Origin of the sequence: Vibrio penaeicida, assembly GCF_030689305.1 — a bacterium.
In the GTDB taxonomy this organism is placed as follows: Bacteria; Pseudomonadota; Gammaproteobacteria; order Enterobacterales; family Vibrionaceae; genus Vibrio; species Vibrio penaeicida_B.
In genome coordinates this window covers 547,899-565,766 of record NZ_JAUYVM010000001.1, presented here as the reverse complement: position 1 = coordinate 565,766, position 17,868 = coordinate 547,899, and the positions used below count along the sequence as shown (strand labels likewise).

The window sequence follows — 17,868 nt, the reverse complement described above, 5'->3', positions numbered from 1 at the left end:
AGCAGTAGCTCTAAATCAATTAGGCCATTGGTTATTAACAATAAACCAGTATTGCCCATTCTCTGATTGGCAGTGTACAAACTTGTTCACTTCCCCTGAAAATAGCACCGAATCTTTACTCCTTCCTGTCACCCAATCTTTTTTATCTAATACATAAAGTTTGTCGGTAATGAGGTGTTTTTGGCTGTCGTAGCACCAATAGCCCTTGATTCGAGATTGTTCGATCTGATACTTAAGGCAACTTTTGGGGATCGCTTCATCGTCAAATGGGTTTGTGTAGAGCCTACCTTGCATGAGCAGGTGTTCACTTATACTTTTCCATTCTGGGAACTGGGTTTTAAACGCTTTGGACGAAGACATTTTCAGTTGGTGACTCAACATTCTGTCGAGTTTTAGATCTAGCCTATCCTTAGCATTGGGACCATACCAAAGTGTGTTATGAAGCAAGTAAAACTTAATGGCGACTTCCCAATGCTCAATGGTTTGGTTGCCATGGTTTTCTAGAATAAAGTCGATAGCGCCCAATGTGCGTCCATCTTGTTGTAATTGAATTTCTTCTTCTAGCAATCTGTATTGACTGTTTGCTTGAAACAAACAGCGGCAAGTATATTGGTAGACAAAACCTAGGCGTTGATTCCCAGAGTAACCGTTCATGCTAACAGGTATGTTTTGCGAAAATGGAGAATTTCCGCAGACAGGTGCGTTAAGGTTGAACAGAGATGGGGTAGATGCGACCCAATGAAGGAGTTTGTCGATTTCGGGTTTTGATAGCATTGATTTTTCTCCATTTCGTTTCGACATTCTAACCTTAAATTGTTATAAACGCGCTAAAAGCAGATAAATCAATGGATGAATAAGATGAACAATTTTCAGCTCGAATCGATTCTTAATGAGAAGCTGTCTCCCCAATTGATTAAAGACTACAGCCCTAATGGTATGCAGGTCGAAGGCAAATCTGAAATAAAACGTATCGTAACAGGTGTAACCGCATCACAAGCATTGATTGAAAGGGCAATTGAATTAAAGGCTGATGCCTTACTTGTGCACCATGGGTACTTTTGGAAAGGCGAGCCAGAACCAATAAAGGGCATGAAAGGAAAGCGTATTCGAAGCCTGATTAAGTCTGACATTAATTTGTATGGGTATCATTTGCCATTGGATATTCACCCTGAATTGGGTAACAACGCTTGCCTAGCTGAACTTTTGGATATAGACGTTCAAGGTGGTTTAGAAGGGCACCCTCAGTCCGTTGCTATGTTTGGGAAATTACGTACTCCCATGTCTGGTAAAGCTTTTTCCAAAAAGATAGAGCAAGTTTTAAATCGTACTCCTCTGCATATCGCACCAGATGATGAAGCTAAAACAATCGAAACGATCGGATGGTGTACTGGTGGAGGGCAAGATTTTATCGAACTGGCTGTAGCGCATGGTTTGGATGCATTCGTTTCCGGTGAAATATCGGAAAGAACCACCTATACGGCTCGTGAACAGAATATTCATTACTTCGCTGCTGGTCATCATGCAACAGAGAGATATGGCGTTAAAGCATTAGGAGAGTGGTTAGCGTCTGAACATGGATTGGATGTCACCTTTATCGATATCGATAACCCAGTTTAAAGTCAGCGAGCAAAATTAGGTTTATACCATCAAAAAGGTCGAAGCAAATACTTCGACCTTTTTTTATTACTCAATCATCTTTGAAAAATCAAAGAGTTGAATATCACTCTCTCTCGTGAAGAGGTTGGAAGTCACGAGATTTCTTACCTGTATACAACTGGCGAGGACGACCAATACGGTTGTTAGGATCGCTGTGCATTTCATTCCAATGTGCAATCCAGCCGATTGTGCGCGACATCGCGAAGATAACCGTGAACATAGAGATTGGAATACCGATGGCTTTCAGGATGATACCTGAGTAGAAATCTACGTTAGGGTACAGTTTCTTCTCAACGAAGTACTCGTCAGACAAAGCAATACGCTCTAGTTCCATTGCTACGTCTAGTAGAGGGTCTTGAATATTCAACTCCTCAAGTACTTCGTGGCATGCTTCGCGCATTACTGTTGCACGTGGATCGTAGTTCTTGTAAACGCGGTGACCAAAGCCCATTAGGCGGAACGGGTCATCTTTGTCTTTGGCACGTTCAATGTATTCTGGGATGTTGTCGACACTGCCGATTTCTTCCAGCATACGCAAACACGCTTCATTAGCACCACCGTGAGCAGGGCCCCAAAGAGAGGCGATACCTGCCGCGATACATGCAAATGGGTTTGCACCAGACGAACCAGATAAACGAACTGTAGAAGTTGACGCGTTTTGCTCGTGATCCGCGTGTAGCGTGAAGATCTTGTCCATTGCGCGAGCAACAACAGGATTAACATTGTACTCTTCACATGGGTTAGCAAACATCATATGCAGGAAGTTTTCTGCATAGCTCAGTTCGTTGCGTGGGTAGATAAATGGTTGACCGATTGAGTATTTGTAACACATTGCTGCCAAAGTTGGCATTTTTGAAAGCAATCGGTACGCCGCGATTTCGCGGTGCTTATCGTTGTTGATGTCTAGAGAGTCGTGGTAGAAAGCAGCGAGTGCTCCTACAACACCACACATTACAGCCATTGGGTGAGCATCACGGCGGAATCCGTGGAAGAAACTCGCGATTTGCTCATGGACCATTGTGTGACGCGTTACGGTCTCTTTAAATTGTTCATATTGCTTACGATCTGGGGCTTCGCCATACAGAAGGATGTAACACACTTCCAGGTAATCTGCGTTATTGGCAAGTTGGTCGATAGGGAAACCTCTGTGAAGAAGGATACCTTTCGCACCGTCAATATAAGTGATTTGGGATTCACAAGATGCAGTGGCAAGAAAACCGGGGTCAAAAGTAAAGTAACCATTGGCTCCTAGTTTACGAACATCGATTACTTCAGGTCCAACTGTACCTTCCATAATCGGCAGCTCGATTGGCGCTTTACCTTCAATATGAAGGGTCGCTTTCTTATCTGCCATAACATTCTCCTTTGTTTATTATTAATCCATCCAGGATATTTTGTGTGCCGTTTTTTTACTGAGTATCTAAAGTAAAGTCAATTTTTCTCCTCTTTTGTGTGCACTCGTTTTGATTTTTCATATGAAAAAAGTTAAAAATCTGTTCTGTGTAGCATTATTTGTTACGTCAATTGTATTAATATGTTACCGCCCGTATAGTGGCGCAGAAAATTTTTGTGGAATCCTTATAAATTCAAGGCTAGACGGAAAATCTGGCCTATAATAATAGAAGCAAATATAACAATTCATTTACATTTATCTCGCCCAATATGAGCTGAATGAGTTAATTAAATGTTAATTTTTGTCGGTTTCCTACTAAAATTTGGTTTATAACTATAAATGCTCTAAGGAGCTGAGTGAGCAAGCCCGTGAAAGAAAGAAAGTCTAGACCTGTTAATTTAGATTTACAGACAGTCCACTTTCCAATTTCTGCAATCGCATCCATCCTGCATCGAATTTCAGGTGTTATTACGTTTGTAGCAATTGGAATTTTACTCTGGTTACTATCCATTTCCCTCTCTTCTCCCCTAGGATTCGCTAAAGCAGCAGACATTGTTGATGGCTTTTTCGTATCGTTCATCTTGTGGGGTATTCTTACTGCACTCGCATATCATATAGTAGGCGGTATTCGTCACTTATTCATGGATATGGGATATTTTGAAGAGTTAGATACAGGTGCGTTGAGCGCTAAAGTGTCTTTTGCCGTAACAGTAGTATTGTCGCTACTCGCGGGGGTGATGGTATGGTAAAGCATGTTTCAACGCTTGGGCGCAATGGCGTTCATGATTTTCTATTGATCCGCGCAAGTGCGATCATATTAACCCTATACACAATCTATCTTGTTGGCTTTTGTGCCTTCAATGAAATCACTTACATGTCCTGGACCGCGTTTTTTGGCGGTACGTTTACCAAAGTCTTTACTATGCTTGCATTAGTTTGTGTGCTTGTTCATGCATGGATTGGCTTGTGGCAGGTTTTAACTGATTACATCAAGCCCGTCTTTTTGCGTGGTGTAATTCAAGTAGCAATTATTGCCGTTTTAATAGCCTATTTCTTCTCTGGTCTGTTTGTATTGTGGGGTGCGTAAGTGACTATTCCAGTTCGTGAATTTGATGCCGTTGTAATCGGTGCCGGCGGTGCAGGCATGCGTGCCGCTCTCCAAATTTCAGAGCAAGGCCTAACATGTGCTTTGCTTTCCAAAGTATTTCCTACTCGTTCGCATACCGTTTCAGCTCAGGGCGGTATTACAGTAGCTCTTGGTAACTCTCATAAAGATAATTGGCAATGGCACATGTACGATACAGTAAAGGGCTCCGACTATATCGGTGACCAAGATGCTATCGAATATATGTGCAAAACAGGACCAGAATCGGTTATTGAGCTAGAGAAAATGGGGCTACCTTTCTCTCGTTTTGAAAACGGAAGTATTTATCAGCGCCCATTTGGCGGTCAATCTAAAGAATTTGGTGGCGAGCAAGCGGCTCGTACTGCAGCGGCGGCCGACCGAACAGGTCACGCACTGCTTCATACGCTATATCAACAAAACATCAAACACAAAACCACCATCTTCTCTGAATGGTATGCGCTTGATCTGGTGAAAAACCAAGATGGTGCAATCCTTGGCTGTACAGCGATCTGTATGGAAACCGGTGAGATGTGTTACTTCAAGTCGAAAGCCACAATATTGGCGACGGGCGGTGCTGGTCGAATCTATTCATCGACTACAAACGCACACATCAACACAGGTGATGGTGTTGGTATGGCACTTCGTGCTGGCGTGCCAATGCAAGACATGGAGATGTGGCAGTTCCACCCAACCGGTATTGCCGGTGCAGGTGTACTGGTTACTGAAGGTTGTCGTGGTGAAGGTGGTTACCTGCTTAACAAAGATGGCGAGCGCTTTATGGAGCGTTATGCACCTAACGCGAAAGACCTTGCTGGTCGTGACGTTGTTGCTCGTTCAATGATGATTGAAATCCGTGAAGGCCGTGGTTGTGATGGCCCTTGGGGACCACACATCAAACTTAAAATGGATCATCTTGGTAAGGAAGTACTGGAATCTCGTCTTCCAGGTATTTGTGAGCTTTCACGTACGTTTGCGCACGTTGATCCAGTTCACGAGCCAATCCCGGTTATCCCAACTTGTCACTACATGATGGGTGGCGTACCAACACAGGTATCCGGTCAAGCCATTAAGCAAAACGCTGACGGCGGTGAGCAAGAGATACAAGGTCTATTTGCTTGTGGTGAAATTGCTTCTGTGTCCGTACACGGTGCTAACCGCTTAGGTGGTAATTCACTGCTAGACTTAGTTGTATTCGGTCGTGCGACAGGGCTACATCTTGGTGAAACGTTGGCGGCACAAGCCGAAGCACGTCCAGCAACGGAGTCAGATATTGAAGAATCTTTATCTCGCACCATGCGTTGGGAAGGTAGCACAGGCGGTGAAGATCCAGCTCAGATACGTAAAGATCTTCAAAGCTGCATGCAGAATAGCTTCTCGGTATTCCGAGAGGGCGATGCGATGGCAACAGGTTTAGAAGAATTAAAAGTGATTCGTGAGCGTTTGAAAGAGGCGCACTTGGCTGATAAATCAACCGAGTTTAATACGGAGCGAATCGAGTGTCTGGAACTAGACAACTTAATGGAAACTGCGTTTTCAACAGCAGTAGCAGCGAACTATCGTACTGAAAGTCGTGGAGCACATGCCCGATTCGATTTCCCTGACCGTGATGATGAAAACTGGCTATGCCACTCCATCTATAACCCGGAAACCGAAGCAATGACTAAGCGCGATGTGAACATGAGTCCAGTTCATCGTGAAGCATTTCCGCCAAAAGCACGTACTTACTAAAGGGAGGTACATACAATGAAACTTAATTTCTCTCTTTATCGTTACAATCCGGATGCAGATAAAAAGCCTTACATGAAGGACTATGTCCTTGAAGTGGAAGAAGGTTCAGACATGATGGTGCTTGATGCACTTATCTTACTGAAGGAGCAAGACCCGACTATTTCATTCAGACGTTCATGCCGAGAAGGCGTGTGTGGTTCTGATGGTTTAAATATGAACGGAAAAAATGGTCTGGCTTGTATTACTCCTCTGTCTGCATTAACCGACAAAAATACCATCATCATACGTCCGTTGCCGGGTTTACCAGTTGTGCGAGACTTGATTGTTGATATGACTCAGTTCTACGACAACTATGCGAAAGTGAAGCCGTTCCTGATTTCAGATGGCACCTTGCCACCTTCACGTGAAAACTTACAGGTGCCGGAAGATCGCGCTCATTTAGACGGTCTGTATGAATGTATCATGTGCGCATGTTGTACGACGTCATGTCCATCATTTTGGTGGAACCCAGATAAGTTCATCGGTCCAGCAGGTTTACTCGCTGCTTACCGTTGGTTAATTGATAGCCGTGATACGGCTACAGACGAACGTTTATCTAATCTTGACGATGCTTTTAGCGTTTTTCGTTGCCATAGCATTATGAATTGTGTAAGTGTTTGTCCTAAGGGATTAAATCCTACGAAGGCGATTGGTCATATCAAGACCATGTTATTGAATCGTTCGGTTTAATGGATTCAAAATTGCCGACCCTTATGTAAAGCCTTTGGGTCGGCTTTATTAATAGCTCGGCATAAGACCGATGCAAACGTGAAACCTACTGGTTAAGGGAAAATATGCACAACGGCGTGATGAAGGCATGGCTCGAGTCTTCACACTTGGCTGGCGCCAATGCAACTTATGTAGAAGAACTCTACGAACTGTATCTTAGTGATCCCGATCTGGTGAGTGAGGAATGGAAACGAGTATTTGAAGGGTTGCCTACGCAATCCGACGCGGTCGATCAACCGCATTCTCGTGTCCGTGATTACTTCCGTCGATTAGCGAAAGAAACAAAGCATTACAATGTCCAAGTTAGTGATCCCGATGTCGATGCTAAACAAGTAAAAGTACTACAGCTTATCAATGCCTACCGATTCCGCGGGCATGAAGCTGCCAACCTCGACCCTCTCGGTCTTTGGGAAAGAGATACAGTCGCTGAACTGAACCCTGCTTTCCATACTCTCACTGAAGAAGATTTAGACGAAACTTTTAACGTAGGTTCTTTTGCCAATGGGCAAGAAACTATGGTGTTGAGAGATCTTCAAAAAGCCCTCAAGCAAACTTACTGTGGCTCTGTCGGTGCTGAATATATGCACATGACAAATACAGAGCAAAAACGTTGGATTCAGCAACGTTTGGAATCTGTGTCTGGCCAAGCATCGTTTACTGATGAAGAGAAAAAAACTTTCCTTCATGAGCTGACTGCAGCAGAAGGCTTAGAGCGTTATCTCGGTGCTAAATTCCCAGGCGCGAAACGTTTCTCCTTAGAAGGCGGCGATGCAATGATTCCTATGACTAAGGAAATCATTCGTAGCGCAGGTGCTCAGGGTGTTCGTGAAGTTGTTGTCGGCATGGCCCACCGCGGTCGTTTGAATATGCTGGTAAACGTGCTTGGTAAGAAGCCACAAGATTTGTTCGATGAATTTGCGGGCAAACATGACGACACTTGGGGTACTGGTGACGTTAAATATCACCAAGGTTTTTCTGCCGACTTTGCAACACCGGGTGGCGATGTACACCTAGCGTTAGCATTTAACCCATCTCACCTAGAAATCGTTAACCCTGTAGTTATCGGTTCGGTCCGAGCTCGTCAGGATCGCCTAGGGGATAAAGATGGTAGCAGCGTTCTGCCTATTACCATTCATGGAGACTCTGCGATAGCCGGACAGGGCGTTGTTCAAGAAACGTTCAATATGTCTCAAGCTCGTGGGTTCTGTGTTGGTGGTACTGTACGAATTGTTGTGAATAACCAAGTTGGTTTCACGACTTCGAACCCTCGCGATACTCGATCAACTATGTACTGTACCGATATTGCCAAGATGGTACAGGCACCGATCTTCCATGTGAACGCTGATGATCCAGAAGCAGTAGCTTTTGTTGCTCGCTTAGCTGTTGATTACCGTAATACGTTCAAATGTGATGTCGTTATTGATTTGGTTTGTTACCGTCGCCACGGTCACAACGAAGCGGATGAGCCGAATGCAACTCAACCGTTGATGTATCAAAAAATTAAAAAGCACCCAACCCCTCGTAAGCTGTACGCAGACGTTCTAATTGAACGTGGCGAGTTTGATATTGAAACAGCCACGCTGCTAGTGAACGAGTACCGAGATGCACTTGACCACGGTGAAGTCGTGGTAAAGGAATGGCGTCCAATGGCACTGCATTCCGTAGACTGGTCACCTTATATTGGTCACGATTGGGATACAGATTGGGATTCGAATTTTGATATCAAGCGCCTGAAAGAATTGGGTCAACGCTTGTGTCAGTACCCAGAAAGCCACAAGCTTCATAGCCGTGTAAACAAACTTTACAACGATCGAACGTCGATGATTAATGGCGAGAAACAACTCGATTGGGGTATGGCTGAAACACTGGCGTATGCAACGTTGGTTGACGATGGCAAACGTATTCGTATTTCTGGTCAAGATTCAGGTCGTGGTACTTTCTTCCACCGTCATTCTGTATTGCATAACCAAACGGATGCGAGCACCTATGTTCCTTTAGCGAACATCCATGATAAGCAGGGTCCTTTCCAAGTATTTGACTCCGTTTTATCTGAAGAAGCTGTGCTGGCATTTGAATACGGTTACGCGACAGCAGAACCGGGTGGTTTAACGTTATGGGAAGCTCAGTTTGGTGACTTCGCAAACGGTGCGCAGGTTGTAATCGACCAGTTTATCTCTTCTGGAGAGCAAAAGTGGGCTCGTTTGTGTGGTTTGACTATGCTTCTGCCTCACGGCTACGAAGGTCAAGGTCCAGAGCACTCCTCTGCACGTCTAGAGCGCTATTTGCAATTGTGTGCTGAACAAAATATGCAAGTAGTCGTGCCGTCTACGCCTGCGCAGGTTTATCACATGATCCGTCGTCAAGTGGTGCGCCCAATGCGTCGTCCACTGATTGTTATGTCGCCTAAGTCTCTTCTACGTCATCCGCTTTGTACTTCTTCATTAGAAGATTTGTCGGAAGGTACGTTCCAAGCTGCGATTGGTGAGATAGATACATTGGAAGCGTCTAAAGTGAAGCGTGTTGTATTTTGTTCGGGCAAGGTTTATTACGACCTACTAGAGCAACGTCGCAACAATGAACAAGACGATGTTGCGATAGTTCGTATTGAACAGTTGTACCCATTCCCGTTGGAAGAAGTACAAACTGCGATCGCACAATACACAAATGCAGTGGATTATGTTTGGTGTCAGGAAGAGCCTCAAAACCAAGGTGCTTGGTACTCGAGCCAACATAACTTCCGTATCGCGATTCCGGCTGGTGCTGATTTGAAATACGCAGGTCGTCCGGCTTCGGCATCACCTGCAGTTGGATACATGTCAGTACACATGAAACAACAGAAAGCGTTAATTAGTGACGCACTTACCCTAGATTAAGAACTAGAAGAAAAAGGACGAAACAGACATGACAATTGAAATTCTGGTTCCAGACTTACCTGAATCTGTAGCTGATGCGACGGTTGCAACGTGGCACAAAAAACCAGGTGATGCAATCGAGCGCGATGAAGTCATTGTTGATATTGAAACAGATAAAGTTGTACTGGAAGTACCTGCCCCTGAAGCTGGTGTACTTGAAGCTATCCTTGAAGAAGAAGGCGCAACAGTACTGGGTCGCCAAGTTCTTGCTAAATTGAAGCCTGGTGCTGTAGCCGGTGAACCGACAGCAGACAGTACAGACGACAAAGAAGCATCTCCAGACAAACGCCATAAGGCTTCTTTGACTGAGGAATCTAACGATGCATTAAGCCCAGCGGTTCGCCGTTTACTTGCAGAGCACAACCTAAATGCAAACCAAGTGAAAGGAACGGGTGTTGGCGGTCGTATTACTCGTGAAGATATCGATGCGCATCTTGCTGCTGCGAAATCTGCACCAGCCGCCGCTGCTCAACCAGAAATTGAAGCACCAGCAGCCGCTCGCACTCAGAAGCGTGTACCAATGACGCGTCTTCGTAAGACAGTCGCGAAGCGTCTTCTAGAAGCGAAAAACAGCACAGCAATGCTAACAACGTTTAATGAAGTGAACATGAAGCCAATCATGGATCTTCGTAAGCAGTACAAAGACCAATTTGAAGAGCGCCACGGTACGCGCCTTGGATTTATGTCTTTCTACGTGAAAGCTGTAACTGAAGCATTGAAGCGTTACCCAGAAGTGAATGCGTCGATTGATGGCGAAGACATTGTTTACCACAACTACTTCGATATCAGCATGGCAGTTTCAACACCTCGTGGTCTTGTAACTCCTGTACTTAAAGATTGTGATACGTTGGGTTTTGCTGAAATCGAAAAAGGCATCAAAGAGCTGGCGATCAAAGGTCGTGACGGCAAACTGACCGTTGATGAGTTGGTTGGCGGTAACTTTACTATCACTAATGGTGGCGTGTTTGGATCTCTAATGTCTACACCGATCATTAACCCACCACAGTCTGCTATTCTTGGTATGCACAAAATCCAAGAGCGTCCTATGGCGGTTGATGGGAAAGTTGAGATTCTTCCAATGATGTACTTGGCTCTATCTTACGATCACCGTTTGATTGATGGTCGTGAGTCGGTTGGCTTCCTAGTAACGATTAAAGAGTTGCTTGAAGATCCAGCTCGTCTATTGTTAGACGTATAGTCCGCTAAGCAAAAGCATAAAAATTGAGCCAGGCTCTCAACGTCTGGCTCTTTATTGCGGGTAAATCTCGCATGCTCAAGACTAAAACCCTACATACGTGCGCCGTTTATCAGAATTGATAACGCGTCTATGGAAATAATAAATCCCCTAAGGGATAAACAAACGGAATAACACAATGAATTTGCATGAATACCAAGCCAAACAGCTGTTTGCAGAATTCGGTTTGCCTGTACCAGAAGGTTTCGCGTGTGATACAGCTCAAGAAGCTTTTGAAGCTGCCGGCCGCATCAGTACAGCGAAGAAAGTCGTTAAGTGCCAGGTACACGCTGGTGGTCGCGGTAAAGCGGGCGGCGTTGAACTGCATGACACAAAAGAAGGCGTAAAAGAGTTTGCACAAAAGTGGTTGGGTAAAAACCTTGTTACTTACCAAACAGACGCTAACGGTCAGCCAGTAACAAAAATCCTAGTTGAAGAAGCATCGAACATTGCTAACGAGCTGTACCTAGGTGCCGTTGTTGACCGTGCTAGTCGTAAAATTGTATTCATGGCGTCTACAGAAGGCGGCGTGGACATCGAGAAAATTGCTGAAGAAACACCTGAGTTGATTCATAAAGCGGCAATCGACCCATTGGTTGGTCCTCAAGCATACCAAGGCCGTGAGCTTGCGTTCAAACTTGGTCTAGCAGGTGATCAAATCAAGCAATTCGTTAAGATCTTCATGGGTCTTGGCACTATGTTCTCTCAGTACGATTTGGCTCTACTAGAAATTAACCCACTTGTTGTGACAGGTGAAGGTAACCTTCTATGTCTTGACGGTAAAATCAACATCGATTCAAACGCGATGTACCGTCAGCCTAAGCTTCGTGAAATGCACGATCCATCTCAAGAAGATGAGCGTGAAGCACACGCTGCACAGTGGGAACTAAACTACGTAGCACTGGATGGTAACGTTGGCTGTATGGTTAACGGTGCAGGTCTTGCGATGGGTACGATGGATATCGTAAACCTGCATGGCGGTAAGCCAGCTAACTTCCTAGATGTAGGTGGCGGTGCAACAAAAGAGCGCGTAGCAGAAGCATTCAAGATCATCCTTTCTGATGACAATGTTAAAGCAGTACTTGTAAACATCTTCGGTGGTATCGTTCGTTGTGACATGATTGCTGAAGGTATTATCGGTGCGGTTAAAGAAGTTGGCGTAACAGTGCCTGTTGTTGTTCGTTTAGAAGGTACTAACGCAGACTTAGGTCGCGAAGTTCTTGCTAATTCTGATGTTGATATCATTGCTGCTGAGTCGCTAACAGATGCTGCTCAGAAAGTTGTTGCTGCTGCGGAGGCGAAATAATGTCTGTACTAATTAACAAAGACACTAAAGTAATCTGTCAGGGTTTCACTGGTGGTCAAGGTACTTTCCACTCTGAGCAAGCGATCGCTTACGGTACGCAAATGGTTGGTGGTGTTTCTCCTGGTAAAGGTGGTCAAACTCACTTAGGTCAACCAGTATTCAATACTGTTCGTGAAGCAGTAGAAGCGACTGGCGCAACAGCGACAGTAATCTACGTTCCAGCACCATTCTGTAAAGATGCGATTCTAGAAGCTATCGATGCGGGTATTGAGCTTATCGTTACTATCACAGAAGGCATTCCAACTACGGATATGATTGATGTGAAAGTGAAGCTAGAAGAAACTGGCGTTCGCATGATCGGTCCTAACTGCCCAGGCGTTATTACTCCTGATGAGTGTAAGATTGGTATCATGCCTGGTCACATCCACAAGAAAGGTAAAGTGGGTATCGTATCGCGTTCAGGTACATTGACTTACGAAGCCGTTAAGCAAACAACTGACGAAGGCTTTGGTCAATCTACTTGTGTTGGTATTGGTGGTGACCCAATCCCTGGTTCAAACTTCATTGATATTCTGAAGTTGTTCCAAGAAGACCCAGAAACAGAAGCTATCGTTATGATCGGTGAGATCGGCGGAACAGCGGAAGAAGAAGCAGCAGCGTACATCAAAGAGAACGTAACTAAGCCTGTAGTTTCTTACATCGCTGGTGTTACGGCTCCTCCTGGTAAGCGTATGGGTCACGCTGGTGCAATCATCTCTGGCGGTAAAGGTACTGCGGAAGACAAATTTGCAGCACTAGAAGCGGCTGGCGTTAAGACGACTAAGTCTCTGGCTGAAATCGGTAAAGCACTTCGTGAAGTGACTGGCTGGTAAGAAAGTTCAGTGAATACAAAAAACCGGAGCTAAGAAGCTCCGGTTTTTTTATGTCTTTTTTAATTGTGATTTCTATGCACCATCAAAATGGGATTTTAAGCGACTTTAGAATTTGCGCCGCGTCTAGGTTATCTAACCCATCAACATTGACTGTGTTGCTTCCTAGCAACCCGTATCGCTCTATCGAGGTATGAGTATAAAGACCAATACAGTTTGCTCCAGCGGCATCCGCCAAATGCAAAGGACCGGTATCGCAACAAATAAACCCATCCATTTGTTTGAGCACGGCAGCAAGTACTCGCATGTCTTTTGATTGATAAGTTTGTGTTTCAGCGTTGAGTGGGGCTGGGATGTCAGGGCTCAGTATTTCGATCCAATTGATTTGCTTGCCCGTCACTTCATCAAATTGAGTGAGCACGGTTTGCCAGGTGGTTTCATCAAGTTGCTTTTCTCCGCGTGCTCCACGGAAGTAAGCCAATGTGACGTGTTCCTTTCCTTTTCGCAACTGCTGAGAAATTTGTTGTGCATTCTCTGTTTCTTGCTGAGAAAACGCCATTGTGTGGTCGTATTCAGGATCAAGCTTGATTCCCATGCCTTTTAAAATATCTAAACTTTCTAACGCTGCGTGGGGATGTCTCACAGGCAGCGGTGATGAGTGAGGGGCTGCAGGCAGCCTGTCTTTCGCGTACTCAGATACCTTATTACGAGCGTCTAGCATTGATGACATCATGCTATCAGTGACAGAAGAGTAGGGGACAAGAACCAAGTCATAGGTATTTTTCCTTAAACGGAAAATACATTGCAACCAGCTTACTATCTGTTTGAAAGAGAAGCTGGAGTAGTCGAATTTCCCTAGCCCTATATTTTGAAAAAACTGACCTTGCCACGGTTCGCGCAGTAGCAAATCTATTTTGGCATCGGGATATTGCTTTCTAAGTTCTCGAATGAAAGGCAACATAAAAAACATATTTCCGATACGTTTATTGTTACGAATCAGTAAGATATGCTTCACATCTTCGTTGTCTAAAAGCTTGGGTTCAAGCGACTTGTTATTACTGAGTAACTTGTACAGTAATATTTCAGAAGATCCCATTTTGTCACGACGGTAGCTGTCAAACCGACGCAGTGCATTTCGTATTGTCATAAATTATTTTTGATTCTCGTTTGGCTACTGTCGCGCACAGAAGTGAGGGACTTTAACAAGCATTTTTCAGCAGATCCAGCAGCAGTTTTGATGACAAAAGTACAATACACTGACTGAATTAATGGTAATCTAGCGCAAAAATTTTCACGAAACTCTTATGACTGTCATTAAAGATAAGAAAAGTATCGAACAATTTAAGCGATTACTTCCCTACATCAGCGTTTATAAGCTGGCGATAGGCGGAGCGATAGTGGCATTGGCGATTAACGCCTTAAGTGACATCTATATGCTCTCTTTGCTTAAGCCTATCTTGGACGAAGGCTTTGGTGACCTAGAATCTAATTATCTACAGATACTCCCGTTTATCATATTGGGAACCGCATTTTTACGTGGCTGCAGCGGGTTTGTTTATGGTTATTTACTCAGTTGGGTTTCAAGCAACATTGTCATGAAGTTGCGTCGAGAGCTTTTCAATCACCTAATGAAAATGCCCGTTTCTTATTTCAGTAAAGAATCCACTGGCACCTTACTTTCCAAAATTACTTACGATACAGAGCAAGTTGCTGGGGCGACCAGTAGCACCTTGATCACCCTTGTGCGCGAAATCGTGACTATTTTTGGTCTACTTGCTTTGATGTTCTGGACCAGTTGGCAACTCTCTTCTGTTCTTCTTATTGTCTGTCCTGTTATCGGCATATTAATCAGTGTCATTTCTAAGCGCCTGAAAAAAGTCAGCCACAATATTCAAAATGAAATGGGAAACTTAGCAACAAGCTCTGAGCAAATGCTGAAAGGGCACAAAGAAGTGTTAAGTTTTGGCGGGCAGAAAAAAGAAGTTAGCCGTTTTGAAGGCGTCACAAATCAAGTTCGCCAGCAAAATATGAAATTGATCGTGGCGCAGCAAGTGTCTAGCCCCGTCATTCAAACTATTGCCTCGTTCGCATTAGTAGCCGTGTTGTATATTGCGAGTATGGACAACATTCATGACCAGCTCTCTGCGGGTACATTTACCGTTGTTTTTGCTTCGATGTATAGCCTTCTTCGCCCTTTGCGAGGTTTAACCAATGTGCTTTCTGAGTTTCAACGAGGTATGGCAGCGTGCGAATCTCTGTTTGAAATATTGGATAAACCTACAGAAAGCAACACAGGAAAACACACGCAAGACTCTACGGAAGGAAACATCCGTTTTGATGGTGTGAGTTTTGGTTACGAAGGTGCTGCGGGTAAAGCCTTGGATAATATCTCCATTGATATTCCGACTAACAAAATGACGGCGATAGTCGGCCGATCTGGATCGGGGAAAAGTACTTTGGTTCAGCTTCTTCCAAGGTTGTACTCGGTTGATTCCGGCTCGGTATTGCTTGATGGTGTGAACGTTGAAGATTACGAACTTTCTAACTTACGGACGCACATCAGTTCTGTGTCTCAAGATATTCATTTGTTCAGCGATAGCATAGCCAATAACATAGCGTATCCAGCGCTAGAGAACGCGAAGCGCTCGGAAATAGAGAATGCAGCTAAATTGGCTAACGCCCATGAATTTATTGTTCAGTTGCCTGAGGGCTACGATACTGAAATTGGTCAAAATGGTGTCACCCTTTCAGGAGGTCAGCGTCAGCGTCTTGCCATAGCTAGAGCGTTACTGAAGAAGTCAAAGGTTCTAATACTGGATGAAGCCACCTCCGCTCTGGATACTGAATCCGAAAGAGCAATACAGGAAGCGCTGGCTAATATTCAAAAAGAAAAGACGCTGGTTGTCATTGCGCATCGCCTATCCACGATTGAGCATGCCGACAACATTATTGTCGTTGAACAAGGGAGAGTTTCTGGTCAAGGCACTCACCAAGAGCTTTTAAACTCCGATCCTGTCTATTCAAAGCTTTATCAAAGCCTCAAATCAAAAGAACAGGAAGCGCAGGCGTAGTCTGCCTTCCTGCTGAATAAGCTAAGCGTATTGTTTAATTGAAAATACTGATTTAACAGTCAGTAGTTCGTAGTATTCCGCCGAACTACTGACTTTTCAGAATTTTAAACATTAGGTTGCTTAGCCATGCTGGAATTCTCTTCGAATACGCCTGAACTCGCCCTTGAAGTATCAAGTGAGCAAATAAAAGAAATCCGTATCGAAGACTTCTTCAACGGCCAAACCGATGTGTCTTGCCTCGCCATGATCGAGCATGCGCTGCAACAAGATTACGAATACTTCCTTCGCAAAACACCTACGGCTGATGTGTCAGAAAAACGGATTTCATTTGAAGTATCTGACTCCCCCCAAACTGCCGAAGATTTTTGCGATTTTATCCAGGGCCTGCTTGCTTGCAGTGCCCCTGTTTTTTCCCCTGATTTTATTGGTCATATGACCTCAGCGCTGCCCAAACATATTTTACCCATGGCAAAAATCTTAGCGGCTACGAATCAAAATGTCGTTAAGGTTGAAACATCCAATGTGTTTACTCAGCTAGAAAAAGACGTCATTGCGTTCTTTCATTCTCAGTGCTTTTCTCTGACAAAGAATATCAATTCGCTCAGCTCAGATGCTTTGGGTTCCGATGTAAGCCTTGGACATTTTTGCTCAGGAGGAACGGTCGCTAACCTTTCTTCACTATGGGTCGCTAGAAATCGAGCACTTAACGCTGATGTTGGGGAAATAGGGCTTATGAAAGCGCTTAAACAGAGCCCTTATGATGACTTGGCGATTCTGGTTTCAGGTGCTGGGCATTATTCCTTAAAAAAAGCCGCTGACTTATTAGGGCTAGGGAAGAGTAACCTAGTCGTTGTCGATACCGACTCCGCGCAACGAATGTGTATAACGGATCTGCGATCGAAAATTTCAATTCTAAAACGAAAAAACGTAAAAATAATGGCGATTGTTGGGGTCGCTGGTACGACTGAAACAGGGGCAATTGATCCGCTTGAAGAATTAGGCGAGATCGCCAATCAGGAAAACTGTCATTTTCACGTCGATGCTGCGTGGGGTGGAGCCAGCTTGTTGTCAAACAGGCAAAGACATCTGTTTGCAGGAATTGAATTGGCTGATTCGGTCACAATAGACGCGCATAAGCAGCTCTATGTTCCCATGGGTGCAGGCATGGTGTTATTCAAAAGCCCATTAGCGACGCAATCTATATCTCACCATGCTAACTATATTATTCGAAAAGGCTCCAATGATTTGGGAGCACATACGGTAGAAGGTTCTCGAGGTGCAGTCGCAGCGCTAGTGGCTTCAAATTTAGCAATGATGGGAAAACAGGGAATAGCAAAGCTGGTGGATGGAAGTATTCATTTAGCGCACCAGTTTGCTCGTAAAGTTAAAAAAAATACCAATTTTGAACTCACTAGCACTCCAACACTTTGCATTTTTACTTACCGGTATGCGCCCAAAAGTCTTTTAGCCCTTATTGAGCGCCTTGAAGTGAGTGAAAGGGGCGTAGCTTACCAATTGCTCGATCGTTTAAATCAGCACATTCAAGAAACCCAAAGGGATACTGGTAAAGGCTTTGTCTCTCGAACCAAACTTCACGTTAATCAAGGAAAAACGTTGGAAGGAACGGTATTTCGAGTGGTGTTGGCAAATCCTCTAACCTGTATTGAACATTTAGACGCTATTTTGTACGAGCAAGAACGGATTGCATCAGAAAGTGCAGAACTCGCTGACCTTAATCATTTTGTCCATTTAACTACTGATGGTCAGAAACCCCTAAATACTCGGCATAAATAGAAGAACTTCAT

Annotated in this window: 14 protein-coding genes; 11 read left to right on the top strand and 3 right to left on the bottom strand. The window is 44.4% G+C overall.

The annotated features are described in order from the left end of the window. Nucleotides 1-15: 15 nt before the first annotated feature. Nucleotides 16-801 (bottom strand): DUF1853 family protein, encoded by a 786-nt coding sequence (locus Q8W40_RS02480; RefSeq protein WP_305395738.1) that lies wholly within the window; start codon nt 799-801, stop codon nt 16-18. Between the two features lie 57 nt (nt 802-858). Between Q8W40_RS02480 and Q8W40_RS02475 the strand changes: the two genes are divergently transcribed. Then, entirely contained in the window at nt 859-1,617 is a 759-nt protein-coding gene (locus Q8W40_RS02475) for a Nif3-like dinuclear metal center hexameric protein (RefSeq protein WP_305395737.1), read from the top strand. Nucleotides 1,618-1,720: 103 nt separating this feature from the next. Here Q8W40_RS02475 and Q8W40_RS02470 read toward each other — a convergent pair whose 3' ends face one another. Beyond that, a complete protein-coding gene (locus Q8W40_RS02470; protein ID WP_101113516.1) occupies nt 1,721-3,010 on the bottom strand; it encodes a citrate synthase in 1,290 nt (429 codons plus the stop codon). A gap of 395 nt (nt 3,011-3,405) precedes the next feature. Here Q8W40_RS02470 and sdhC point away from each other — a divergent pair, with 395 nt between their 5' ends. From sdhC to sucD, 8 genes are all read left to right on the top strand, one after another. Further along, nucleotides 3,406-3,798 (top strand): succinate dehydrogenase cytochrome b556 subunit, encoded by a 393-nt coding sequence (gene sdhC / locus Q8W40_RS02465; protein ID WP_104399202.1) that lies wholly within the window; start codon nt 3,406-3,408, stop codon nt 3,796-3,798. After that, complete coding sequence (gene sdhD / locus Q8W40_RS02460) at nt 3,792-4,136, top strand: succinate dehydrogenase, hydrophobic membrane anchor protein (RefSeq protein WP_305395735.1); 345 nt, start codon at nt 3,792-3,794, stop codon at nt 4,134-4,136. Before sdhC ends, sdhD begins: the two co-directional genes overlap by 7 nt. Next, nucleotides 4,137-5,903, top strand: coding sequence for a succinate dehydrogenase flavoprotein subunit (gene sdhA / locus Q8W40_RS02455; RefSeq protein ID WP_305395734.1), 1,767 nt, complete (start codon nt 4,137-4,139; stop codon nt 5,901-5,903). It begins immediately after the preceding gene. A 15-nt stretch (nt 5,904-5,918) separates the two neighbouring features. Continuing rightward, nucleotides 5,919-6,632 (top strand): succinate dehydrogenase iron-sulfur subunit, encoded by a 714-nt coding sequence (locus Q8W40_RS02450; protein ID WP_305395733.1) that lies wholly within the window; start codon nt 5,919-5,921, stop codon nt 6,630-6,632. Between the two features lie 104 nt (nt 6,633-6,736). Then, entirely contained in the window at nt 6,737-9,544 is a 2,808-nt protein-coding gene (gene sucA, locus Q8W40_RS02445) for a 2-oxoglutarate dehydrogenase E1 component (RefSeq protein ID WP_305395732.1), read from the top strand. A 28-nt stretch (nt 9,545-9,572) separates the two neighbouring features. Then, complete coding sequence (odhB, locus tag Q8W40_RS02440; protein ID WP_305395731.1) at nt 9,573-10,781, top strand: 2-oxoglutarate dehydrogenase complex dihydrolipoyllysine-residue succinyltransferase; 1,209 nt, start codon at nt 9,573-9,575, stop codon at nt 10,779-10,781. 175 nt (nt 10,782-10,956) lie between these two features. Beyond that, the gene (sucC, locus tag Q8W40_RS02435) at nt 10,957-12,123 is read left to right on the top strand and encodes an ADP-forming succinate--CoA ligase subunit beta (RefSeq protein ID WP_101113523.1); all 1,167 of its coding nucleotides are present in this window, start codon (nt 10,957-10,959) and stop codon (nt 12,121-12,123) included. Further along, the gene (sucD, locus tag Q8W40_RS02430; protein WP_101113524.1) at nt 12,123-12,995 is read left to right on the top strand and encodes a succinate--CoA ligase subunit alpha; all 873 of its coding nucleotides are present in this window, start codon (nt 12,123-12,125) and stop codon (nt 12,993-12,995) included. The genes sucC and sucD overlap by 1 nt, the downstream gene beginning before the upstream one ends. 82 nt (nt 12,996-13,077) lie before the next feature. Here sucD and Q8W40_RS02425 read toward each other — a convergent pair whose 3' ends face one another. Beyond that, nucleotides 13,078-14,139, bottom strand: coding sequence for a glycosyltransferase family 9 protein (locus Q8W40_RS02425; RefSeq protein ID WP_305395730.1), 1,062 nt, complete (start codon nt 14,137-14,139; stop codon nt 13,078-13,080). 157 nt (nt 14,140-14,296) lie between these two features. On the opposite strand from Q8W40_RS02425, the gene msbA reads away from it, so the two are divergent. Beyond that, complete coding sequence (gene msbA / locus Q8W40_RS02420) at nt 14,297-16,063, top strand: lipid A export permease/ATP-binding protein MsbA (protein WP_305395729.1); 1,767 nt, start codon at nt 14,297-14,299, stop codon at nt 16,061-16,063. 126 nt (nt 16,064-16,189) lie between these two features. Then, on the top strand, nt 16,190-17,857 hold the full coding sequence (gene panP / locus Q8W40_RS02415) for a pyridoxal-dependent aspartate 1-decarboxylase PanP (RefSeq protein WP_305395728.1): 1,668 nt from the start codon (nt 16,190-16,192) through the stop codon (nt 17,855-17,857). The last annotated feature ends 11 nt before the right edge of the window (nt 17,858-17,868 follow it).